Annotated in this window: 18 protein-coding genes; 6 read left to right on the top strand and 12 right to left on the bottom strand. The window is 63.0% G+C overall.

Annotated features, from left to right (window positions below):
- The first annotated feature begins 279 nt into the window (after nucleotides 1-279).
- On the top strand, nucleotides 280-1,470 hold the full coding sequence (locus PXJ20_RS08370; RefSeq protein ID WP_017774464.1) for a lytic transglycosylase domain-containing protein: 1,191 nt from the start codon (nucleotides 280-282) through the stop codon (nucleotides 1,468-1,470).
- Nucleotides 1,471-1,638: 168 nt separating this feature from the next.
- Here the strand turns inward: PXJ20_RS08370 and PXJ20_RS08365 are convergent, their stop codons facing one another.
- The 9 genes from PXJ20_RS08365 to PXJ20_RS08325 all read right to left on the bottom strand — a co-directional run bounded on the left by PXJ20_RS08365 (nucleotide 1,639) and on the right by PXJ20_RS08325 (nucleotide 9,363).
- Nucleotides 1,639-2,841: a pyridoxal phosphate-dependent aminotransferase gene (locus PXJ20_RS08365; protein WP_413212409.1), complete on the bottom strand. Its 1,203-nt coding sequence runs from the start codon at nucleotides 2,839-2,841 to the stop codon at nucleotides 1,639-1,641.
- Between the two features lie 88 nt (nucleotides 2,842-2,929).
- Entirely contained in the window at nucleotides 2,930-3,364 is a 435-nt protein-coding gene (gene nusB, locus PXJ20_RS08360; RefSeq protein ID WP_017774466.1) for a transcription antitermination factor NusB, read from the bottom strand.
- Complete coding sequence (gene ribH / locus PXJ20_RS08355; protein WP_421029748.1) at nucleotides 3,361-3,876, bottom strand: 6,7-dimethyl-8-ribityllumazine synthase; 516 nt, start codon at nucleotides 3,874-3,876, stop codon at nucleotides 3,361-3,363. The genes nusB and ribH overlap by 4 nt, the downstream gene beginning before the upstream one ends.
- A 79-nt stretch (nucleotides 3,877-3,955) precedes the next feature.
- Nucleotides 3,956-5,116, bottom strand: a complete 1,161-nt coding sequence (ribBA, locus tag PXJ20_RS08350) for a bifunctional 3,4-dihydroxy-2-butanone-4-phosphate synthase/GTP cyclohydrolase II (RefSeq protein WP_017774468.1) — start codon at nucleotides 5,114-5,116, stop codon at nucleotides 3,956-3,958.
- A gap of 123 nt (nucleotides 5,117-5,239) precedes the next feature.
- A complete protein-coding gene (locus PXJ20_RS08345; protein WP_017774469.1) occupies nucleotides 5,240-5,419 on the bottom strand; it encodes a DUF1427 family protein in 180 nt (59 codons plus the stop codon).
- 12 nt (nucleotides 5,420-5,431) lie between these two features.
- On the bottom strand, nucleotides 5,432-6,394 hold the full coding sequence (locus PXJ20_RS08340) for a quinone oxidoreductase family protein (protein WP_277596756.1): 963 nt from the start codon (nucleotides 6,392-6,394) through the stop codon (nucleotides 5,432-5,434).
- A gap of 199 nt (nucleotides 6,395-6,593) precedes the next feature.
- The gene (locus tag PXJ20_RS08335; RefSeq protein WP_421029747.1) at nucleotides 6,594-7,460 is read right to left on the bottom strand and encodes an AraC family transcriptional regulator; all 867 of its coding nucleotides are present in this window, start codon (nucleotides 7,458-7,460) and stop codon (nucleotides 6,594-6,596) included.
- A 463-nt stretch (nucleotides 7,461-7,923) separates the two neighbouring features.
- A complete protein-coding gene (locus tag PXJ20_RS08330) occupies nucleotides 7,924-8,271 on the bottom strand; it encodes a hypothetical protein (RefSeq protein ID WP_126877961.1) in 348 nt (115 codons plus the stop codon).
- A 444-nt stretch (nucleotides 8,272-8,715) separates the two neighbouring features.
- Nucleotides 8,716-9,363 (bottom strand): LysE family translocator, encoded by a 648-nt coding sequence (locus tag PXJ20_RS08325; RefSeq protein WP_421029746.1) that lies wholly within the window; start codon nucleotides 9,361-9,363, stop codon nucleotides 8,716-8,718.
- A 96-nt stretch (nucleotides 9,364-9,459) separates the two neighbouring features.
- Between PXJ20_RS08325 and PXJ20_RS08320 the strand changes: the two genes are divergently transcribed.
- The 3 genes from PXJ20_RS08320 (at nucleotide 9,460) to PXJ20_RS08310 (ending at nucleotide 12,283) form a co-directional block, all read left to right on the top strand.
- Nucleotides 9,460-10,392 (top strand): LysR substrate-binding domain-containing protein, encoded by a 933-nt coding sequence (locus PXJ20_RS08320; RefSeq protein WP_421029745.1) that lies wholly within the window; start codon nucleotides 9,460-9,462, stop codon nucleotides 10,390-10,392.
- A gap of 264 nt (nucleotides 10,393-10,656) precedes the next feature.
- Nucleotides 10,657-11,568 carry a LysR family transcriptional regulator gene (locus tag PXJ20_RS08315; RefSeq protein ID WP_413212404.1) on the top strand — a complete coding sequence of 304 codons (912 nt, stop codon included), beginning with the start codon at nucleotides 10,657-10,659 and terminating at the stop codon, nucleotides 11,566-11,568.
- A gap of 157 nt (nucleotides 11,569-11,725) precedes the next feature.
- On the top strand, nucleotides 11,726-12,283 hold the full coding sequence (locus PXJ20_RS08310; RefSeq protein WP_421029744.1) for a carboxymuconolactone decarboxylase family protein: 558 nt from the start codon (nucleotides 11,726-11,728) through the stop codon (nucleotides 12,281-12,283).
- Between the two features lie 1,726 nt (nucleotides 12,284-14,009).
- On the opposite strand, the gene PXJ20_RS08305 is transcribed toward PXJ20_RS08310, so the two are convergent.
- Nucleotides 14,010-14,624 carry a response regulator gene (locus tag PXJ20_RS08305; protein ID WP_421029743.1) on the bottom strand — a complete coding sequence of 205 codons (615 nt, stop codon included), beginning with the start codon at nucleotides 14,622-14,624 and terminating at the stop codon, nucleotides 14,010-14,012.
- A 142-nt stretch (nucleotides 14,625-14,766) separates the two neighbouring features.
- On the opposite strand from PXJ20_RS08305, the gene PXJ20_RS08300 reads away from it, so the two are divergent.
- Together PXJ20_RS08300 and PXJ20_RS08295 are read left to right on the top strand one after the other, a co-directional pair.
- Nucleotides 14,767-16,524: a hybrid sensor histidine kinase/response regulator gene (locus PXJ20_RS08300; protein WP_421030943.1), complete on the top strand. Its 1,758-nt coding sequence runs from the start codon at nucleotides 14,767-14,769 to the stop codon at nucleotides 16,522-16,524.
- A gap of 151 nt (nucleotides 16,525-16,675) precedes the next feature.
- Nucleotides 16,676-21,085: an autotransporter domain-containing protein gene (locus PXJ20_RS08295; RefSeq protein ID WP_421029742.1), complete on the top strand. Its 4,410-nt coding sequence runs from the start codon at nucleotides 16,676-16,678 to the stop codon at nucleotides 21,083-21,085.
- 229 nt (nucleotides 21,086-21,314) lie between these two features.
- Here PXJ20_RS08295 and PXJ20_RS08290 read toward each other — a convergent pair whose 3' ends face one another.
- Complete coding sequence (locus tag PXJ20_RS08290) at nucleotides 21,315-21,962, bottom strand: hypothetical protein (RefSeq protein ID WP_421029741.1); 648 nt, start codon at nucleotides 21,960-21,962, stop codon at nucleotides 21,315-21,317.
- A gap of 243 nt (nucleotides 21,963-22,205) precedes the next feature.
- Nucleotides 22,206-23,300, bottom strand: a complete 1,095-nt coding sequence (locus tag PXJ20_RS08285; protein WP_026121600.1) for an NmrA family NAD(P)-binding protein — start codon at nucleotides 23,298-23,300, stop codon at nucleotides 22,206-22,208.
- Nucleotides 23,301-23,451: the final 151 nt, after the last annotated feature.

Below are 23,451 nucleotides of genomic sequence, written 5' to 3'. Positions count from 1 at the left end.
GCAACGCGTCACCGTTTGCCGACCCCTGCACGGCTACTGAACGGTCTAGATTTGTTGTCCTCGCCGGCGCCACGTGACGCCGGCTTTTCGCGTGGGAGTCACTGCGCGCATGTCTTCGACACATGCCGCCCGACTTTTGTGGATGACTCCCCGTACGGCGCACCTGCCGTTTCCCGACGCTACCGCACCAACCAGAGCGCGTGGCGTCTTTGACCCTTCGAATGGCTGTACGTCGGCTTGCCGACACGTTCACCGGGTCATGCAACATGGGAGATCCGAATGAACACCTGGTTAACGTGGCGTCCCGACGAACGGTTCGCTGAACGCATCACGCAAGGTTTGCGTGCCGTTCTGCGCCGTGGGACGCGTTTGAGTCACCATCTCTTCAGCGTGGTAGGCGGCATGGCCGTCCTGTTCGCGCTCGCGCTCTGGCTGATGCCCAGCTGGCGCGGTACATTCGCGGCCCGCGTCATGCCGTTCGTGTCGGCGGCCGTTCAGGCTGGACCGGCGCGGCTGTTGCAAGGCAATCCGCTGCCGTCGTTTGCGCCGCCGGGCGCTCGTAGCGGTGTGTCGGACGACTCGCTGGCCTCCACGGCAAGCAATTCCGCGGTCGTGGCAGGCGGCGTGGCGCCCGTATCGATGTCGGGCGTTGCGGGCGACAGCAACAGCGCCGCAGCCACGTCCTCGCCGTTTGCGTCCGTCACGTTGAACGGCCTCGATCCGCGTTCGTTGCCGAGCGTCGGCGAACTCGCCCGGATGATCCCGTCGCAACGCGTGGCCGCCGATGCGCGGGATAACCGCGTGCTCGTTTCCGTGCGCGAACAGGCGCTCGTCGCGACGTATCTGTCGCGCCGCTATCGCGTGGCCCAGGAGCCCGTTGGCGAACTGGTGAAGGCGGCATTCGACACTGGTCGTGAAGTCGGTCTCGATCCGCTCCTGCTGCTGGCCGTGATGGCGATCGAATCCGGCTTCAACCCGTATGCCGAGAGCGGCGTCGGGGCGCAGGGCCTCATGCAGGTCATGTCGAAAGTCCATTCCGACAAGTTCCAGTATTTCGGCGGCAAGAGCGCCGCGCTCGACCCGCTCGCGAACATCAAGGTCGGCGCGCTGGTTCTCAAGGACTGCATTGCACGCGGCGGTTCGCTCGCGGGCGGCCTGCGGCTGTACGTCGGGTCATCGACGCAGGACGACGGCGGCTACGGCGCGAAGGTGATCGCCGAGCGCAGTCGTCTGCGCGACGTGGCGCGCGGCGTGAAGGTGCCGATTAACGCGCCCCAGGCGCCCACGACGGCGGCCGCTCCGGCGCAGCAGTCGCAGACCACGGTCGCCTCGGCCAAGCGTGTGCAGGTAACGCTCGATGGCGCGCATCCGCTCTCGGACAAGGCTGCTGCGGCAACGGCGCACGTGCCGGCTCAAGACGACGCCAGCACGAGCGCGCAGAAACATCCGTCGTCTGAGATGGGCGCCTGACGCGTTCGCTGGAGCGCCCGAGCCGACTCAGGCGAAGCGAAGAAGACGGGACTGTCGTTGGCCGATGGCCCGACGGAAACAGGCGAAAAACAGAAAGGGCACCTCGCGGTGCCCTTTTTCGTTGACGCGGCGTTTGGGGTGCCGCTCGCTTTGTCTTCGATGGGGCGCTCAGCGCCCCGTGCGCTCGAACAGTACCCGCAACCGCTGTACCGCTTCCTCGAGCTTCGCCTGCGCCGTCGCGTAGGAGAGGCGAATGTAGCGGCGCGGCTCGTTCGTGCCGAAGTCCATGCCCGGCACGAGTACGACGCCGGCGTCATGGAGCATTGCTTTCGTCAGTGCGTCACTGTCGCCGGCTGCGGGATGAGGCACGTCCGTGCAGTCGGCGTAGACATAAAACGCCCCGTCGGGCATCACCGGCACTGAGAACCCGAGCGACGCCAGGGCCGGCACGATGTAGTCGCGCCGTGCCTGGAATTCGAGCCGCCGGGCTTCATAGATAGCGAGCGTGTCGGGCTCGAAGCAGGCGAGTGCCGCATGCTGTGCGAGCGCCGAGGCGCAGATGAACAGGTTCTGCGCAAGTTTCTCAAAGGCGCTCACGAGCGTGGGCGGCACCACGAGCCAGCCAAGTCGCCAGCCGGTCATGTTGAAGTACTTCGAGAAACTGTTGACCGTGATGACGTCGTCGCCGAACGTCAGCGCCGAGACCGGCCGCGCGCCATAGCTGAGGCCCTGGTAGATCTCGTCGACGATCGTGAAGCCGCCGCGCGCCCGCACCGCCTTGACGATGCGATCGAGCTCGGCCGGCTCGATGGAGGTGCCCGTCGGGTTCGACGGCGACGCCAGCAGCACGCCGCGCGTGCGCGAGGTCCACAGGCGCTCGACGTCGTCTGCCGTCAGTTGGAAGCGTTCGGCCGGACCACTCGGCACCAGCACCGGCTTGCCTTCCGCCGCGGCCACGAAGTGCCGGTTGCAGGGGTAGCACGGGTCGGGCATCAGCACTTCGTCGTCGCGATCGACCAGTGCCGCACAGGCGAGCAGCAGCGCCGCCGACGCACCCGCTGTCACGACGATGCGCGCCGGGTCCACGCTGACGCCGAAAGCCTGCTCGTAGTGGCCGGCAATCGCCTCACGCAGCGCGGCGATGCCGAGTGCGCTCGTGTACTGCGTCACGCCGCGTCGCAGCGCGGCCGCGGCGGCTTCGACGACAGGCTCGGGCGCCGTGAAGTCGGGTTCGCCGATGCCCATGTGGATGATGTCGCGCCCGGCCTGCTCGAGCAGCGCTGCCTCCTTGGCCAGTTCCATCACATAGAACGGCTGGATGGCGTCGACGCGGGCGGCAAGCCGCAGCAGCGGTTCGGCTACGGAGTTCATACAGTGTTTCCAGTTCCTGCAGGTGCCCGGCGACTCGGACTTCAGCGGTCCGGGCTTAAGGCGTAACGACGGGGCTTAACGTCAGGGCTTAGCGGCGGCGCGCGGCCTGCGATTCGTCGGGGCGCAGTTGCGCCGAGAGCTTGTCGAGCACGCCGTTTACGTATTTGTAGCCATCCGAGCCGCCGAACGTCTTGGCGAGTTCCACGGCTTCGTTGATCACAACGCGATACGGAACGTCGATGTGGTGCTTGAGCTCATACGTGGCGACGAGCAGCACGGCGCGTTCGACCGGCGAGAGCTGTTCGATCGGACGATCGAGGCAGGGCGTGATGTCGGCGGAAAGCGTGTCCGACTCGCGGATCACCCCGTGCAGGATTGCCTCGAGGTGTTCGTGATCGGCTTTGTCGTAACCCTGCGAACCGCGCAACTGTGCATCGATTTCGCCGGCGGGCACGCCCGAAAGCAGCCACTGATACAGCCCCTGCGTGGCCAGTTCGCGGGAGCGTCGGCGTGCGCTCTTCATGCCCGTTCCTCTTCGTCTTCCTCGTCTTCCTCTTCTTCGTCGTCGCCGTCGAGTTGCTCCAGCGCGACCGCCAGGTTGGCCATCTCGATGGCCACGCGCGCGGCGTCACGGCCCTTTTCCGTCATGCGGGCCACGGCCTGCTCGTCGGTGTCGGTGGTGAGCACGCCGTTGGCAACCGGAATGCCGAAGTCGAGCGCGACGCGCGTGATGCCGGCGCCGCTTTCGTTCGAGACGAGCTCGAAGTGATAGGTCTCGCCGCGGATCACGGCGCCAAGCGCGACGAGCGCGTCGAACTGGCCGCTTTCGGCGAGCTTTTGCAGTGCGAGCGGAATTTCCAGCGCGCCGGGCACGGTGACGAGCAGCACGTCTTCGCCGGCTACGCCGAGGCGTTCGAGTTCTTCGATGCACGCGTCAGCAAGGCCGTTGCAGACCGGCTCGTTGAAGCGCGACTGCACGATGCCGACGCGCAGGCCGTCGCCGTCGAGATTCGGTTGGTATTGTCCGATTTCCATATGAGGTCCGTAGTGTCGGGTTGAGCGTGGAGAGGCCCGAAAGTGCCGGGTGGCTTTCGGATAGTGGGCCGCGCGTGTTTCAGTCGTGCGGCGATGGCGTCTCGGGCGGGTAGGGCGGCAGCGATTCCTTGCTGCCGGGCATCGGCATGAAACCGGTGACTTCGAGGCCGTAGCCCGACATGCTGCCGAGCCGCTTCGGTTTCGAGAGCACCTGCATGCGGCCCACGCCGAGTTCGCGCAAGATCTGCGCGCCGACGCCGTAGGTCTTGAAGTCGACCGGGCGCCGCGCGAGAGCCTCTGCGCGCTCTTTCTGGTCGAACGCCTTGAAGACGTCGATCAGATGTTCCTTGGTGTCGCCGCAATTGAGCAGCACGACGACGCCGAGTTCGCGCGATGCGATTTCCTTCATCGCCGCGTCGAGCGTCCACGAGTGCGTGGACGCGCCGGTTTCCAGCAGGTCGAGCACGGAAAGCGGCTCGTGCACGCGCACGGGCGTGTCCTGGTCCGGCCTGGGTGTGCCGCGCACCAGCGCGATGTGCGGCATGCGCGTGGGCTGATCGACGTACATGACCGCGTGGAAGGGGCCGTGCGCGGTCTGCATGGTGCGCTCGGCAACCCGCTCGACGATCGATTCGGTGCGGCTGCGGTAGTGGATCAGGTCCGCGATCGTGCCGATCTTGATGCCGTGTTCCTTGCCGAAATCGATGAGGTCCGGCAGGCGCGCCATCGTTCCGTCGTCCTTGATGACCTCGCAGATTACGGAGGCGGGCGTGAGCCCCGCGAGCGCCGTGAGGTCGCAGCCCGCTTCGGTGTGCCCGGCGCGCACGAGCACGCCGCCCGGCTGGGCCATGATGGGGAACACGTGGCCCGGCTGCACGATGTGGTCTGCACGTGCGTCGTGTGCGACTGCGGCGGCGATGGTGCGCGCCCGGTCTGCGGCCGAGATGCCGGTGGTCACGCCTTCCGCGGCTTCGATGCTGACCGTGAACGCCGTACCGTACTGGGTGCCGTTGCGATACGTCATGAGCGGCAGGTTCAGCTGCTTGCAGCGTTCCTGCGTGAGCGTGAGGCAGATCAACCCGCGGCCGTAGCGAGCCATGAAATTGATGGCTTCCGGCGTAACGAAGTCGGCCGCAATGATGAGGTCACCTTCGTTTTCCCGGTCTTCTTCGTCGACGAGAATCACCATCCGGCCTGCTTTCAGTTCGGCGATGATCTCGGGGGTGGAGGCGAGCGTCATGTGGGCGGCAATTTGGAGAAAGCGCGTATTTTACGCCACGCTGACGCGCCCGTCCCCTCGGCCGGATGGAAAAGGCCTCCGCGCTTTCCCTGCTTGCGGCCGCTGCTCCGCTCCTCCACCCGGTTAGCCCAGCAGGTGCGCGGCGATCGAACGGGCGAACGCGGGCAGATGCTCGCCGCCCAGCATGCCCAAAAGGCCGACTAGCGCCACGGCGGGCGGCGCGGGAGACTTCACATCGAGCACGCTGTAGATCACGCCGACGAGCACGCCCACGGCAAGCGAGACCAGATAGGTTTTCAGCATGGCCGGCCTCCGTCACATCGCGATCACGACGCGGCCCGCAGTACCCGCGGCCACGGCCTTGTATGCCTCGTGCGCGGCGTCGAGCCCGAAGCGTGCCGCGATGACGGGCGGCGCCAGCTTGCCGCTTTCGAAACCGTCCACGAGCGCGTTCATGAGCCGCGCGGATTCTGCCACGCCGAGCTTGGCGCTGTCCGCGCCGAAGAGCTGCGTCTCGTTGTGATAGAAGTCGATCAGGTCGAATTCGACGCGCCGCCGGCCCGTCGCGCTGATTTCGACCACGCGGCCGCGCCGTCGCACGAGGCCGAGCGCCGTTTCGAAGGCGACGCCGCCCACCGTGTCGTAGACCACGTCCGCGCCGCCGCCGGTCAAGGTCTTGACGGTTTCGACGGTGGAGGCGTCGAGCGGGACATAGTGATCGATCAGCCGTCCGGCGGGTGAATCCGGGCGCGGCGGATGGCGGTCCACGGCGATCACGCGAGCGCCGCGCGCCTTGGCGATCTGCGTCACGGCACCGCCTACGCCGCCGCCCGCACCGATCACGGCGATGGTTTCGCCCTCGCGCAGTTGCGCGTAGTCCACCGTGCCGAGCCAGGCCACGACGAAATTCACGCCGATCGCCGATGCTTCTTCGTGGCTCAGGTTCGCAGGCTTGCGCGAGAGCGCGGCGGCCGGAATGCGGATGAATTGCGCGTGGGTGCCGTCCCGCGTGAAGCCGATGTCGCCGCCGGTGCCCCAGACGTCGACACCTATCCAGTCCGGCGGCCCGTCCACCACGACGCCGCTGAAGTCGCGCCCGGGAATGCGCGGCAAAGCGGTGTGCTCGAAATGGCCGGACACGTTCTTGACGTCGCTCGGATTCACCGATGCGCTGACGATCTTCACGATGGCCGAATCGCCGTCGCGCTCGGGCGTGGGCACGTCGACGTATTCGAGCGCGTCTGGACTGCCGAAGGTGCTGAATCGGATGGCTTTCATGGCGACCGTTCCTGTATGAGATTGCATCGCCGCGCAGGGGCGACGTACGGTCCGAAGTGTAGGTGGCGTGCAGTCCGTCGAGTAGACAAGCGCTTTCGAATTTCGGACAAGACGGCGTGCGGCGTTTTCGGCGGGGAAGTGTCGCGGCTGGCGCTTACGTCGCTTCGCTCTATGCGCCGTGCGCCACGCGGTGCCGCAGTCAGTCGGCCTGAGCGTCGGCGCGGCTCGGTCCGTCTGACGCACTGGCGGCCCCGCTGACGCCGCCGCTATCCGAAGGCGCTTCGGTAGCCAGCGTGGCGCGCGTGTAGAACCCGGTGGGCGGCGCGCCGAGTTCGCGGCGAAACATATCGCTGAAACTGCCCGGCAGGTAGCCGAGCGAGCGCGCCACGCTGCCCACCGGCTGTCCTTCGGCAAGGCGTGACACGGCGACGGCAAGCTGAACCTGGCGGCGCCACTCGGCGAAACCCACGCCCAGTTCGCGCATGAACAATCGGGCCAGCGTCCGCACGCTCGCTCCGGTGTGAGCAGCGTGCTGTTCGAAGCTGACGTCGATGGACGGATTGGCGATTACCGCCTCGCACAGTGCCGCAAGCCGGCGGTCGGCGTGCGCGCCCGGCAGCGGGATGCGCAACGCGTGTCGCGGCGCATGTTCGAGTTCGAGCACGATCATGCGAAAGGCGGCGTCCAGATAGGTGTCGTCGCGATCCTGCTCGTGCTCCGCGATGGCGCTGATCAACTCGCGCAGCAGACCGTTGACCTCGAACACGTCGCACCGGTTGCTCAAGTGCTGCACGTAAGCGCTGCGCAGATAGACATTGCGCATTTCGACAGCGCTCAACATGCGGATGGCGTGCACGGTACCGGCCGGCAGCCACACCGCGCGCTGCGGCGGCACCATGAGCGCTTCGTCGCCGGCTTCCACCCACATCACGCCTGCAACCGCGTAGAGCACCTGCGCCCAGTCGTGCGCGTGGGGCTCGATGTAAAGGCCGCGCGGATAGCGCCGCGCGAGCGCACGGCCGCTGCCGTGGCTTGCCTGCAAGTCGGGAGGAATGGCCTTGGGCATGCTGGTGGCTGCGTTCAGGCTTGGAAAGATGAGGGTGCGGCCGGGCTGCTGCTGCCCGGCTGTTGAGACGCGATAACCGGTTCCGCTCGCGACGGCTGCCGCATCCGGGCGGCGTAGACGACCGCGTTACAGCGGCTTGCGGTCGTCCTGTTCCAGCGAGAGCATCCGCTCCACATCGCGCAATTATGTTGAGTCTGGCTGGAGACGGCCAGCCTATATACGCGTGGTTGCAAAGTGACAGCAGTATACCGTCAGAAATACCGTCGCCTGACCGTGTCTGTAGCGAGACGACTTCGGAAATTGGACTGACTGTCGTGTGACGGGGCACCGCGCGAACGCGGCACCTTCCTCGATCGCGCGGCTGCGGCTGTGACGATTGGCAAGGCGGGAATGGCGGTGCCGGTCGGGATGTCTTGCGGTCTAGCGCTCCCCCTCCCGTCCGGATGCTGCGCCTTACGTCGCATCAGGGGTGATAGTTCTCGTCCGGCGGCGTGGCTGGCGTCATGTTGATCACGGCCTGCGGCGTCGGCGTGTCCCAGTTGTTGACGCCCGAGATCCAGGCATTGCCGCCGAACCGCACCCATGCGTTGTCCTGCCAGCTGTAATGCACGTGGGCGCGCACGGTGATGTCCGGCAGATCCTGCACCGGCACGTTGCTCCACTGGACGGTCAACGTGTATTGATAGCCTTGCGGCGCCCAGCCGTCCGGCGGAACCTGGGCAAAGATCGGGTTGAGGTCGTACTGGGGCGGATTGCCCAACAATGTGGTGGCTGCCGCAATCCGGCGCTGTGCGGGTGGAACGTAGTTCATTGCGCTGCTCCTGTTCGTTCGATGTCGGGAAGGTCCGGCTGCGGTCTCGCGACTGCGGCCTGTTCGAATGAACGTCTGGCGGCTGGCAACGTGAAAACCCGTGACGGATGGTGACCTGGGACGACCGACGACAATCGGCGATGCGGCCAGTTTGAGACGTTCGACGTCGACCCCTGAATCAGTGACGATGAGACTTGCTCGGTGGCTCACGCCGCGGCTGAATGGGTATAACTGGGAGGATTTCGAGGGCTGGATCGAGGATCGTCGCCTGCGGCTCGGAGGTACGGTGGGCGACGACGGCGATCAATGATCGAGTCTCTAAATCTAGCGATTCGCATGGGTCGAGATACGGCCAGTTTCTGCCGCTGGTTCTTCTACGTGCGGTGGCCGATTGGCTGCGGACAGCAGACGCACATCTGCCAGCCAAACGTTCCCGTGCTTGCCTCAGTGCAAAGCATCGGTTCGTCGATACACGGCGAGTATCAGGCGCAATCCGAGCGCGGCTATCGCTGCCGAAGCGCAGCGGTCTATCCAGATCTTTGCGTTCAGGTACCTGTGCCGAAGACCGTCACCCGAAAAACATACAGCGACGGTAGCGTACCACCCCGCCTCGACGGCAAAGACAAGCGGCGGCAACGCGATGTAGCACCACAAAGGCGGATGCTGCGGCAATAACGCCGCGAAAATGCTGCCGTAGACAATCGCTGTCTTGGGATTGGTCAACTGGGTGGTCAACCCCGTCCAGAACGATCTGCCCGTGTTCGGCTTCGCTTCAGGCCGATTGCCAGCAATCACAATCGACGACGATGATCCGCGCCAGATTCCCAGAGCGAGATAGAGCAGATAGGCGCCGCCGGCAATTTTGAGCCCGCCATATAGCCATTCCACGCTGTTCAACAGCGTATAGAGTCCCGCCAGGGCGACTCCGCTGAAGCACACTCCGCCGACGCCCATTCCCATTGCGGTGGCAAGCCCGTCCCGACGCGATAACCCGAGCGAGTTTCTGACAACCAGAACGAAGCTCGGCCCGGGGCTTATCGCGCCGATCAAAAGAGCCATGAGGATGGCTAGGAGAGCCGACGAGATATTCATGGAGTCTCCACGGGCCAGGAAAGGGGCTGGAAGACCATATTTTGAGGGGCAGGCTGTCTGATAAGCTAGCGCACAGTTCGATAGCGAGGTGTGAATTTGAAGCACATCCAGAAGGCCCGGCCGCCGCTTGCTAACCTCGAAACTGTCTGTCTGGTCGCTCACGCAGGATCGTTCAGTGCAGCAGCCACGGCCAGCGACATCACGCACGGGGCGATCAGCCGGCGCATTGCTGCTGTCGAAAACTGGCTCGGCGTGCCGCTCTTCGAACGGCACGGTCGCGGAGTCACGCTCACACCAGACGGGCAGCGCTTTGTCGGACAGGTGGAACAGGCATTCGACATCATCGATGGCGCTGCCGAGCAATGGCGTACACGTCAAAGCGCAAGACTGGTACGCATGAGCGTTGTCTCTTCATTCGCGCAGCTCTGGCTCTTCAAGCGGCTTGCCGCGCTCGAAGCCGGCCCGAATCCGCCCAGGATTCAGCTCGATGTCGGTTCGCGTAACGCGGACATTTCTGGCGGGGAAGCTGACCTCGCGATTCGCTATGGCCGGGGGCACTGGCCAGGCCTGCATGCCGAATTGCTATTGCCGGAAATGCTTTCCCCAGTGGCGCATCCTGACATCGCCGCAGAACTAAGGCGAACCGGCCCTGAGGGGTTACTGGCGCATCCTCTGCTCCACGATTCGGACCTGACGGGCTGGCGTACGTGGTTTCACGGCCACGACGTTTCACTCAAGGGACGGCCACATGACCGACGTTTCGAGGATTACACGTTGGTCCTGTCTGCGGCGGAATCAGGATTGGGTATCGCGTTGGCCCGTCTGCCGCTTGCAACAGCGTGGCTGCGGCAAAGCAAACTCGTTCGGTTAGACCGGCGTACGGTCGCGAGCCCGCTCGCGAATTACATCGTCACGGCAAAGCAGGAACGAAGGCCGGAGGTACTTGAGTTGATTCAATGGTTACGGGAGGGCATCGGAGCAAGCGCAGGGCCGTCAGTACAGCGCAAGAGCACCTCCTCACGGACTTGATGCCGGATAGCCGTTGTGCGCCGGCATTCGGACATTTCTCGATCGACCCTGGATTCGCGCTCCTGACCTTGAATACGTCACAACGCGGTCGACCTCACCGGTATGCCAATGCGCTGGCGGAAACGGTCAACGGCCTGCATCGGTGCGCCGGTGCCCGCGCGCCGGCCGCCTTTCGACGGTGGGACGCACATTGCCACCGATGTTTCATTCATAAGGATGTTATGTTGCCTGTTCGCCGCAACATTTCATTGGATGGAAGGTCAGGTGGACAGACTCGAAGCCATGTCGATCGTGCTGCTCACGATCGAAAAAGGTAGTCTCACGGCGGCCGCGAAGGCCTTGAACATGCCGCTGCCGACCGTGAGCCGGAAGGTCACCGAACTCGAGGCGTACCTCGGCACGAAATTGCTGCATCGTTCGACACGCAAGCTGACCTTGACCGATGCGGGCGAGGCTTACGTCGGGTCGGTCAAACGCATCATGCAAGACATCGAGGAGGTCGAACGAGCCGCGGCCGGCGAGTACACCACCCCACGCGGCGAACTGGTTCTCACCGCGCCGGTACTGTTTGGCGATATGTACATGTTGCCCATCGTCACGGACTTTCTCGCGGCCTACCCCGAGATCAATGTCCGCCTGCTTCTCTCCGACCGCAATCTTCATCTCTACGACGACCACGTCGATATGGCGGTCCGCATTGGCACCCTGCCGGACAGCAACATGATCGCAACCCGGGTCGGCACGATGGAGACGCTGGTGTGCGCTTCGCCGGACTTGCTGGCTGCGCACGGCGTACCGAAACACCCCGGTGATCTGGAAAGGCTTCCGTGTGTCGTCTTTGCCGGCCCGTCCACCACGGCCTGGTGGTTCCGCGATCCCGCGACCAGACGCGATTTCGACGTCAATATCCATGCGCGGCTGTCGGTGACCACGGCCGAGGCTGCCGTACAGGCCGCGCTTCGCCATACGGGTTTCACGAGGGTCTACCGCTATCACTGCGATGCCGCGCTGCGCACAGGGGCGCTTGTCCACGTCCTTAGGAAGTTCGATGTCGGGTCGATTCCGGTGAGCCTCATCCACGGTGAGCGCGGACTGTTGCCGCTCAAGATGCGGGTCTTTCTCGATTTCGCCGCCGACCGCTTGCGGTCCGCAATGTCGGCGCTCGGTCAGGCCTGATGGTGGTCGCTGCGTCGAATCCTCATCCTTGCCGTCTGGCCATACTTTCGTTTGATGGAAGATCGGTTCTCGAAAATAGCCAATTATTGTTTTGGACGGAAGACCCTACTATGCCTCCTACCGAAGCCACGGTGGCTCGGATCAACGGAGAAATCTCATGGCCCGCCTTCCCATTCCCTCGAAAGAAGCCGCACCCGCCAAAGCGCAACCGATCCTCGCGAACTACGAAAAAGTGCTCGGCGTGATTCCGAACTTCTTCGCCCTGATCTCGCAGTCGCCCGATGCCCTGAAGGCGATCGCCGACATGCACGGGACGCTCGGCCAGAGCCTCGGTCACAAGACCCGTGAACGCATCCACGTGATGACGGCCGAGGTGAACGGCTGCAACTACTGCCTGTCGGCGCACACGTATCTCGGCGCGAAGCTGCAAGGTCTGACGCCGGAAGACATGGAACTCAACCGCGACGGCCATTCGACCGATCCCAAGGCCGACGCCGCGCTGCAGTTCGCCTACAAGGTCGCCACGTCGCGCGGTCACATCGAAGACGCGGATGTCGAAGCGGTGCGTGCTGCGGGTTACACCGACGAACAGGTCGTGGACATCGTCGCCGAAACGGCGTTCAGCTTTATCACCAACCTGTTCAACAACACGTTCAAGACCGACAGCGACGCGACGTTCCCGGCGCTCCGGACCCGGGCTCGCAAAGCGGCCTGAAGTACGGATGGACCAGGCACCGCTATGGGTGTCCGCCTCTCCAGGATCGATGGCTGATTGCTCCGTTCCGGCCACGCGCGGCTCTTCATGTGCGCCTGGCCGGCCGGAACGCTTTTTCAGTGCGATACACCAGATCGCCGCCTCTACCTGGCGCGAGGGTTCGCGAAGAAACAGCCGATGTCCCGCTCGTACGTCTGTGCGCGCGACAGCGCTCCAGTCCCCGGCTGCGGCTGGCGTGTCGCGTTTCGCTCGCGCACTGGAACGACGCGCATTGATCTATTCGGAAGTCCGGTCGGTATCCACACCGACCACGCTGTCCGTCCATGTAGGCGACACTGTTGAGATTCGGCACATGAAGGAGTATCCGGCGCGCGTAGTAAGTATTCGTCGTGTGGACAACGAATAGCCGTGTCTCGATGAGACCTAGGCGGGTGTGATCCGTCGGCCGAGTTCGGCACACAACCGGCCGTTCGACATCGACGCATGAATCGCCGACAATTCGGTTCATCGCCTTTGCTAGACATCAGTCCGGCCATCCCCGTTAAAGGCGGAAAACCTTGAAGGAGCCTTTTGTGGCATGCCCACGATGCGAAGACATTTGCGTTCGGTATGCAATCAGACATCCTCGCGAATTACGCAAGGCGATAGAGATAGCAGCGCAGAACATCGCGGACAAAACGCTCATAGAAGTGATTCCCAACAGCCCTTGGGTCTCCGTCTCGTTTGACAAACTGGCGGAGGGTGCCGCATGGGACGACTACGTCGAGTACCATTTTCGCTGCCTGCATTGCGATGAAGCTTTTTGGTTGCACGCGGAAACGTATCACGGAAGCGGTGGGTACTGGGAACCGAAAGACCCGGCATCGATACGCGACAACATCACCAACTAGCGGCGAACGGCCAGTACCTGCCGTTCCGGAGAACTACAGGTTAGACATTCTGATGTCTCTTCAGGTCAGCAAGCAGTCCTTCGCTACGAGTCCAAAGATGCCACATTGCAAGCGTCGAGCAGAGGTGACTCGTAACAGCCGATACGGCGCCGCACTTTCTGCCGGCACAAGGCCGCCTCACCGCCTTGCAACTGCAAATCCTCGCCAGAAAATGCGCATAGCCAGAGCGTTCTTCATGCTGCAGCTTCGTCGTTGAACACATCCTTTGGTCACGCGCACCTGCACAAGTCACCACTTGGCCAATGATCCCGCAATGCGCACTTTCACGGCCGCCACGCAGTCAAGTGCCGTCGTCAGCACCGGGTTGGGTGACGTATCGCTGTAATAGAGGCGCACCGTTTCCAGAAATCGCGCGCCCTTTAGCGCGAGAATTGCTGGCGTACCGCGCTCCACTCCGCGCCGCGGTCATCGGCATTAGCGCAAGGAAGGGATAAAGGCCGAGCATCGTTTCGTTTGCCTGAATCGAAACCGACTGTACGCAGCCCGCCGGCAGTTCCAGGCCACCCTGCTGCAGCCCAGCTTGTGTCCGTGGCAGGGAATGCCGAACGGCGCTCCGGCTGCCGACCCTTCCCACAGACTCTCGTCAACCACGAAGTCGGGTCCGTAGTAACGCCGCAGCGTGGTCACTTTTTCGCCCGACAGGTCGGCGGGCAAGATGTCATGGGAGCCACGGCTGGCCATCTTGCCGCGCACCGGTCCCGTAGGGCACCCAACCAGTCTGTTCGAATCGCTGTGAGCCCGCGGGCTGGCGCGTGCTCGTCACAAAACCGGCGGGGTCATGGCCAGTCCATCCGGATGGCATAGGCGGTCAATTCCGCAACGTTGTGCAACGACAATTTCGACATCAGATTCTGCCGGTGTTTGCGCACCGTCAGTACGCTCAGGTCCAGTTTCTTGGCGACGTCCCGGCTGGAAAGTCCCTTGGCGATCAGCACGAGGATTTCCCTTTCCCGCGCCGTGATCGATTGCGCAGCGTTGTCGTGCGCAATCTCGAGCGCATGCGCGAGCGCCTTGCTCACATACCGGATGCCGGACAGCACCAGGGAAATCGCATGAAGAAGTTCGTCGCCGTCTTCATGTTTGAGCGTGTACCCGTCCACGCCAGCCGCCATGGCAGACCTGACTTCGGAAGCACTCTGGTTGCCCGTCACGACCAGAATTCTGGTCTGCGGGAATTCGCCCCTGATCTGTTGCGCCAGCTCGATGCCCCGGCAGCCTGGCAAATCGAGGTCCAGCAATAACAGGTCGGCCTGTGTATCGCGCACGAGCTGACCTACCATCCGCCCGTCTCCCGTCTCGCCCACCACGCACCAGTTGCTCCTCGTCATTAGTAGCAGCTTCATACCGTCGCGAATCATGGCGTGATCTTCGGCAAGCACGATTTTTTTCATTTTTCTTTCACCGTTTTCCGAGGCCACTCGATGCCTCATTCTTTTGCGACAATGCCGAGCAATCGCCGGTGCGGCGCATCGTGCGGCGTAACGGGTTTCCCGAGAACCTGACGTTACACAAGATCAGACGCGCGTGTTCAAAATGGCAAACAGAATACCTCACGAATATGGCGACAATGTGCGCCTGGCGCTGGTCAACACGTTATATCGTCAGTCGCCGCCTATCCTTTTCGGCAATATCGCCGTGGTCAGCCTGACGGTACTTCTGCTGTGGAACGAGGTTCTGCGACGCGATCTGCTGGCGTGGGCGACTGCCATCTATGTGCTGACCGGCATGCGGATCGTGATGGTGTGGCGCGATCGTCGAGCGCCTGAGCACCCTGTCGCGACGGCTATGCGGCGCGTGCGGCGATACATGTTTTTCTCGGCCATGTCCGGCTGCCTGTGGGGCGCCATGGGGATTCTGTTCTTTGCGCCGGACAACATCGTCGTGACAGTACTGATCTGCATTGTGCTGGCCGGCATGACGGGGGGATCGGTTGCTTCGTTGTCCTGCTGGTGGCCGACCTATCTTGGCTTTGCCGCGCCGACTGTGCTGCCGTTTGCCATTCGCTCCTTCGTGTATGGCACGCCCCTGTTTTCCGTGCTGGGATTCCTTTCGCTGTTCCTGCTGGGAGTCAACATCGCATTCAGCCGGACCCTGCAACGGACGGTGCGCGACGCCGTGTTGTTGCGTTTCGAGAACGTTGGCCTGATCCGGCAACTGACCGAGCAAAAGGAGCGAGCGGAGATCGCCAACCGCGGCAAATCGCAATTCCTGGCTGCCGCGAGCCACGACCTGCGTCAGCCCGCCCATGCATTGGGCCTCTACATCGCAACGCTGCGCGCCATGGCCGGGGCGCCGACCATCGGGCGCGCGGCGCTCGATGAAATCGCCGAACGCTTGCAGACGGCGTTGAAAGGCATGTGCCAGTTGCTGAATGTATTGCTGGACGTCTCACGGCTCGATGCGGGGGTGATCGAAGTCGAGCCGCGCTGTTTTCCACTTCAGCAGGAACTGGACGCGCTGGAAAGCCAGTTTCTCAGCGCCGCCTCAGCGAAAGGGCTGACACTGAGATTTCGTCCGACCGCAATCTGGCTGGATACCGATGCAGTTCTCCTGCGCAATATCCTGACCAACCTGGTGTCGAACGCGGTGCGTTACACGAACCATGGAGGCATCCTCGTCGCTTGCCGGCGCCGCGGCGCGGACGTAGAGGTCCAGGTATTCGACACAGGCATCGGAATCGCATCCGATCAACTGCCCAGTATCTTCAGGGAGTTCTATCAGGTCGACAATGCAGCGCGTGATCGGGAACAGGGCCTGGGGCTCGGTCTGGCCATCGTGCAGCGAACGGCCACCCTGCTCGGTGCGAGTGTCCAGGTGCGCTCGCGGCCTGAACGCGGCTCGCTCTTTTCGATCAGGCTGCCGGTCATGCAACACATTCGTCCATCCGGGACCGGCGAGCAAGCGCAACAGGCACCGGCGGTCTCCGGCGGCCCAAAGAAGACGATCCTGGTCGTGGACGACGATCGCGACGTGCTGGCCAGCATGCAGACCCTGCTTGGCGCCTGGGGACACACCGTTGTCGCGGCGCAATCTCTGGAGCAGGCGATCGCGGCAGCCAGGTCGCATGGCTGTGCGCTGGAACTGGTCGTGACCGATTACAGGCTGGCGAGGCACGTGACGGGTGTCGATGTCGTTCGGGCGATATCCGACTCGATCGGGCGTGCAATCTCGGCAATCATCATTACCGGCGATACCTCGACCGAGGGCATCAACGGCGCTTCGTCGAGTGGCTATCGCGTCATGCACAAACCGCTCGATCCGCACGAAATGCGAGCGCTGATCGAGATGTAGCCTGGCTGAAGCCGCGTGGGTGACTACTGCATTTGCAGTATTTACCTCGACCGAGCCCATGCGTTACCGTCCGCCAATCGGGGATTTCTGAATTCCTAAAACGAATTTGGCGGCGTAACGGCGTGCGCGGCAGGTATCGGAGAAAAATAAAATGAATCAGGCGTACCGGGTGGTCTGGAACGCCACACACGGGGTGTGGCAGGTTGCATCGGAGCGGGCTCGCGCACGCGGCAAGGCATCGAGCAAGACAGTAGTGGCCATCGGCTTGCTGCTGTGCGGCGTGTTTGTGCCAATGGCGGGGGCCAACGCCCAGGTGTCTTTACTCATCGGTAGCGGAGGAAGCGGCGGTAGCGCCGGCGGCGGCGGCAACCCCGGCGGCAGTGGCGGGCTCGGCGGTGGTGGAGGCGGCGGCAGCGGCGGTAGCGGAGTTTATGGTGGCGGTGGCGGTGGCGGCTTCGGGGGCGGCGGCGGCGGCAACTTCGGCACTTTCGCTACCAATTTTGGCTACATTGCCGGCAACGGTGGCGGCTCTGCCGGGGGGAGCGGTGACACCACCGGCAATGGCGGTGGGGGAGATTCCGGTGGGGTCATCGGCGGCAACGGATCGAGCGGCACCGGTGGCAATGCCGGTAGCGGGACCGGGGTCGGCACCATCACGACAGTACCGAGTTCGGACACGATTTCTACTGGCTCGAGCCAATCCAACGTTTATAGCTATGCCGGGGTGGGTGCCGGCGGGGGCGGCGGCGGTGGTGGCGGCGGCAACGGCGGCAACGGTGGCACAGGTACCGCCGGCTCTCTCTCGGTTACCGGTGCCGGGGTTGGATTGACACTGACCTCGGGTATGTTGGTGGGCGGCGGGGGAGGCGGTTCTGGTGGTGAGGGTGGGGCGGGTGGAGTGGGTGGTGCTGGCGCGGTCACCGTCGACAGCAACGCAAGACTCTCGGCGACTACCTTCCAGGTGGGCGGCGGCGGCGGTGGTGTTGGCACCAGCGGCGGTACGGGTGGTGCTGGCGGTGCTGGGACGGTCACCATCGAGAGTGGTGCCACACTTTCCGCGACTACGTTGCTTTTGGGCGGGGACGGCGGTGGCGGGGGCACAACGACAACCAACAGCGGCGGTACGGGCGGCACAGGTACGGTGACCGTAACAGGCAATTCGACCGTCAACGTTACGGGATCGCTCGTCCTTGGTGGGTATGCAGGCGGTTCCGGTACCTTTGGCAATGCCGGCGCAGGCGGCGCGGGCATATTCAATCTGGGTGGTGGCAGCACGCTGAACCTCACCGGCGCATCGTTCACCATCAATAGCAACGGGACGTTCAACCTCGGCGATGCCACGGTCAATGACACGACGGCCGGCACGATCACCGGACTGAGCAGCGTCGTGAACAATGGCCAGATCAATTTCAACCAGACGGATACGTCCACGATCTCGGCCAACATCAGCGGAACTGGCAGGGTGAGCCAGAACGGTAGCGGCACGACGATCCTGACGGGCAATAACACCTACACGGGCGGTACAACCATCGCTGCGGGCGGGACGTTGGAGATTGGAAACGGCAGCGCGGGCGCATCGCTCGCAGGTAACGTGATGGATAACGGTGCGCTGGCGTTCAATCACTCGGACAACTGGACGTTTTCTGGAACAATTTCCGGCAGTGGTTCGGTAACGCAAAGCGGCACCGGCATGCTGACGCTTTCCGGCGCCAATACCTACGCAGGCACGACGACGATCAGCGGTGGCACGCTGAAACTGATGGGTGACACCGCGAGCTTGACGGGCAACATTGCCAATCGCGGTGCGCTGATTTTCGGACAGTCGGCCAATTCGAGTTATAGCGGCGTCATTTCCGGCAGCGGTTCGGTCACGCAAAGCGGCACGGGCACGCTGACGCTCTCGGGCGCAAACGCTTATTCAGGTACGACGACGATCACCAGCGGCACGCTTGATCTGACGGGTGATACGTCGAACCTGACTGGCAACATCACCGATAGCAGTGCACTGATTTTCGGACAGTCGACCGACTCGAGTTATGGCGGAAGTATCTCCGGTGGCGGTTCCGTTACGCAAAGCGGCACAGGCACGCTGACGCTCTCGGGTACGAACGCCTATACAGGCGGTACGACGATCAGCAGCGGTACGCTCCAGGTCGGCAATGGTGGCGTAAGCGGATCGCTCTCGGGTAGCGTGGCCAACAATGGAGCGCTCGCATTCAATCGCTCGGACAACGTAACGTTTAGCGGCGCCATTTCAGGAAGTGGCTCGGTCGAGCAAAGCGGCGGTACGCTCACGCTGTCGGCCACGAATACGTACACCGGCAGTACGAACATCAACGGCGGCGCGACCCTCGCATTATCCGGTACCGGCAGCGTGGCACATTCCAGCGTCGCCGACAGCGGCACGCTGGATATTTCCAGTACCAGCGGTACATCGATCCAGAGCCTGTCGGGCAGCGGAAACGTCGTACTGGGCGGCCAGACCCTGATGCTCTCGAACGCCAACGGCACCTTCTCCGGCGTGATCTCCGGCACCGGCGGTCTAACGATTGGCGCGGGTACCGAAACCCTGACGAACGTGAGCACCTACACGGGTACGACGACAATCGGCAACGCTGCAACGCTCATCCTGTCGAGTGGGAACAATATTGCGCTAGGCAATGTCGTCAATTTCGGCAATCTCCAGATTTCTGGGTCGATGGGCGGCCTGTCGGGGACAGGTTCTGTCTCGGTGGGTACTGTCGGGTTGGTGCTAACGGGTTCCGGGTCGTTCGGCGGCGTGATATCGGGAGCCGGTGGTCTTACGCTGTCGGGCAGCAATGAAACGCTGTCGGGAACGAATACCTACGCGGGTGTGACGACCATCGATGCCGGAAGCGCCTTACTCCTGTCGGGGACAGGCAGCATCGCACAATCGAGCGGCGTGACAGCCAACGGCACTCTGGATATCTCGGGAGTGGCGGCCGGTGCAACGATCCAGAATCTCTCGGGCATGGGCAGCGTGAAGCTCGGCAGCCAAACGCTGACGCTCTCCAGCGCGATCGGCAGTTTCTCCGGTACGTTTAGCGGGTCAGGTACGCTTGTCAAGCAAGGTAGCGGCACGCTGATCCTGGACGGTAACAGTTCGTCGTTCACCGGCACGACCGAGGTGAACGCCGGCTTGCTCGAGGTGGGCGACATCAATACGCCTTCGGCGTTGTTGGGCGGGAATGTCTCCGTTGATGCAGCGGGTACGCTGCGCGGTCATGGTACGGTGGCGGGCGACGTGAGCAACCAGGGCGTCGTGATGCCGGGCGGCTCGATCGGCACGCTGACTGTAAGCGGAAACTACGCGCAGGCCAGCAACGCGACGCTTGCGATCGAGGTCAACCCGACGCAGGCCTCGCAGCTGAAGGTGGGCGGCAGCGCGGCGCTCGCTGGCACGCTGGCGATTACGTACGATCCGGGCGCCTACTCGGCGAAGACCTACACGCTGGTGTCGGCAAACAGCATCAGTGGCAAGTTCGCCAGCGTCACGAGCACCGGCGCATCGAACCTCGGCGCGCTGACGCCGTCGCTCAACTACGATGCCAATGCGGTCGATCTCGTGCTGAATGCGACCTCCACACCGGCGGACCCGTTGGTGATCGCGCCGACCAACACCAGCATCTACACCGCCGTGGGCACGTCGGCCATTTTCGGCGCACAGACGCAGGGCGCGGCGCTGCTCGATCGTATGGGCCAGGTCTCGCGGGCTACGGCCGCTCAGCCCTATGGCTGGATCAGCGCGACGGGGAGCCGGACGAAGGTCGGCAGCACGAACGGCGAACCAGGCTTCCAGACCAACCGCTTTGGTTTCCTCGCGGGCCTCGAAAAGCGCTTCGGCGCGAGCACGGCAGGCGTGGCGATTGGCTACGACCACACGGACATCAACGAGCAGAACACGGGCGATTCCGGCACGACCGATACGCTACGTGCGGCGCTTTACGGTACCCGCAATGTCGGACCGGTGAACCTTGCCGCCACCTTGGGTGCGGGGCTCGACTTCCTGTCGCAGAAGCGGCCGTTCGGCGCCGCCACCACGGCAGAAGGCGATCATATGGGCCAGGAGTTCAGCACGGGCGCCCAGGCGAGCCTGCCGATGACGTTCGGTAGCGTGACGGTGACGCCACGCGCCGGGGTGCGCTATGCGTACTTCCATGCGAATGGTTTTGGCGAAAGCGGCGCTGGCGGGCAGGATCTGAACGTCGGCACGGATAACGTACGCAGCCTGCAACCGTATGTGGGTGTGACAGTCGACCGGGCATTCGGCGATGCACTGAGGCCGGTCAATGCGGAACTGCGCCTGGGCTACGCACACGAGCTGCTCGACACGAATCGCTCGATTAACGTGGCGGCGCACGACGGCACGGGGTTCGTTGCGCCGGGAACGAACTTTCCGCGCGGATATCTCACGGCGGGCGCAAGCGTGACGTTGCATCCGCTGAAAAACCTCGATGTCTCGCTCAGCTACGACACCTTGATCAATACCACGCATGCATCGGCGCAGCAGGGCGACCTCCGTGTCGGGTACCAGTTCTGATCTGGTCTATGCGGCCGGTCGAGTGCACAAACCGGCCGCTCGATTCTCTGAGGCTGGCAGACCGCTCAGGGTCGGGTCACGCCTTTTGCATCGCGAGCACGCCCGTGACGATCGCCGCGCACGGGCGTGGGGCTCTGGTCGGCCATCTCCCGGCATTCGATCGAGTTCTCGGGTGGACATTTGAGCGTCAGGTGCGTCCATACAACGGTCGTTCCCGCTGTCGGACATGTCAGTGCGTCAGGCAGTTGGTCGTGTTGCTGAAGCTCGTGCAGTTCGTGTACACAGGTCGATTCATCGCGTTGATAGCCTGTTGTGTCTGAAGGTAATTTGCCATCGCCTGTGCGGCCTGCGCGCGCTGCTGCATCTCAGCCTGATACGACTGCTGTAGATCGCTCTGGATACGATTCAATTCGGCGATCAGCTTGGCCTTACTGGCGTTTTCCTCGCGTTGCTGATCCTGAAGGTACTGCCCCCACGTCGTTTGCTGGTTAATTAGCGACAGCAGCGCCGTATCGCCTTCCTGATAACTGCCCAGCAGGATAGGTACTACCGTAGGCGTGACCGTCATCAGCTCGTCCGCAGTTGCCTTGCGGCACGGCTGGATCATGTCGTGAACTGCGTACAGGGATTTAATCTCGTCCGGTGTTGCATGGTCGGCGCTATTTAGCTGTGCCAGTGTCGCGTCGGCTGGGTCCATCGGGCGTCGAGCGCGTATCGGTGCCGCCTGAGGACTGTTGTACGCCTCGGCAGCGCAATCTTTCATTTGTGTGACAGCCTGTTTGATGACTGCGGACATGTGATTTGCTCGTTGCTGCGTGGCAGTCTGGCACCCGGCAAGCAGCGCGGCGGCGAGTAGCAGTGCGCGTGTGGTTTTCATGGTTTTCTCGTGTACGTTACCGTATCGATCGCCCACATCAGAGGATACGCAACGTCCAGGAGAGTTTCCGTTTTTTTCAACACTATCGGCCATGTCCGGACATTGGCATGCCGTTCCGCGTCGGCCGCCTTGGCGACAGCTTCGGACGTTGAGCGTCGACGATCTTCGCCGGCATCGCAGCGTGAGAAAGCGCGTAGCAAGTAGTGAGGCGTTTTGCAGTTGAACCAGACGTTCGCGAGGAACTTATAACGCGCCCTTCCTCTTGTCTTCGGACAGCTTCAAGACAGGCGGCGACCTGAGCAGATTTTCAGGCTGAACCCTTTCCCAGAGGCCTCCGTTGCCCAGTGCTCGTCCCAACTGGTCCTCGCGCCTGAGCCATTGTTCGACCGTCCTGATTCGCCCAGGATGAATTTCGTCGAGCAATGCGTAGTCTCTCTTGACGATCCCGTACTTCCACAGATTCCAGAAGCCGGTGAAGTTTTCGCGGAAGCTCATCGTACTTTTGTCGCGGAGATCGGCGTTATATCCGGAAGGCAAATCGGCCGCGGCTTTGAGCGGTCCGCTCCAGTATGCTTCGAGGTCGGTATCGATATATTGCGCGGGATGTCCGGTCACGGCTTCGAACGCCTCGGCAAGCTTCGCATACTCGACATGATCGATCGCGACCTCGAGATTCATGCCATTCGCACGCTCCGGATTGTCGAAAAGCCAACGTGCGTAGTACCCGCAGTCCTCAAGCGCTACATGCGGGACGGCGCCGTCGCCGAGCGGCACCCGCCATGTAACGACGCCGTTTTCCACGGACGGCGTCATCGGTGTCATTGCCGAGATGGCCATCTCCATATACGGGCCGGTCGTAAGCAGCGCGGCGCCCATCCGGTCCCGGTTTGTCAGGTTCTGGAACAGAATCCATTCCCCTACGCGGCCTTTGCCATCATAGTGGCCTGTCCGAAACCGGGAATCGTATCCGGACCTTTTGAGCGCGTAATCGAGGTTTCCATATACGAAGAACTTGACACCTTCTTCGATGGCTATTTCATAGCATCGGATGGCCCAATAAATCTCAGTCTTCTCGCCGGTGTTGAATCCATCGAGATTGATATACGCTGCGTTGCAATTACGAAAACCGTCACGCAGAACCGCTTCATCGGCAAACGTGCCCTTCACGATCGAGACGTTCCCCAGAGTGGAGAGTTCGATGGCCCTTCGCGATTCAGGATCTCGGCTCAAGGCGCGCACGGCATATTTGCCGTCGGCGACGAGCGCCCGGATGACGGGCAATCCCTGTGCGCCCGTTCCACCGATGACGAATATGGTCGAGGGAACCCGTGAAGACATGTTTGTTCACGCAGGTATGAGTTGGATAGATTTGCCGACCGGGCGCTGCGCGCCAATGGCACGGATGTCAGCTTCATATGGCATCGGGCACCCGTACGCCGACCACTCGCCCGTGGACTTCCGTCGAGATGCCGAATTGCGGTCCGCGCGA

This window comes from Paraburkholderia sp. A1RI_3L (assembly GCF_048957895.1).
In the GTDB taxonomy this organism is placed as follows: domain Bacteria; phylum Pseudomonadota; class Gammaproteobacteria; order Burkholderiales; family Burkholderiaceae; genus Paraburkholderia; species Paraburkholderia kururiensis.
This window is presented reverse-complemented; position numbering and strand designations above follow the sequence as displayed.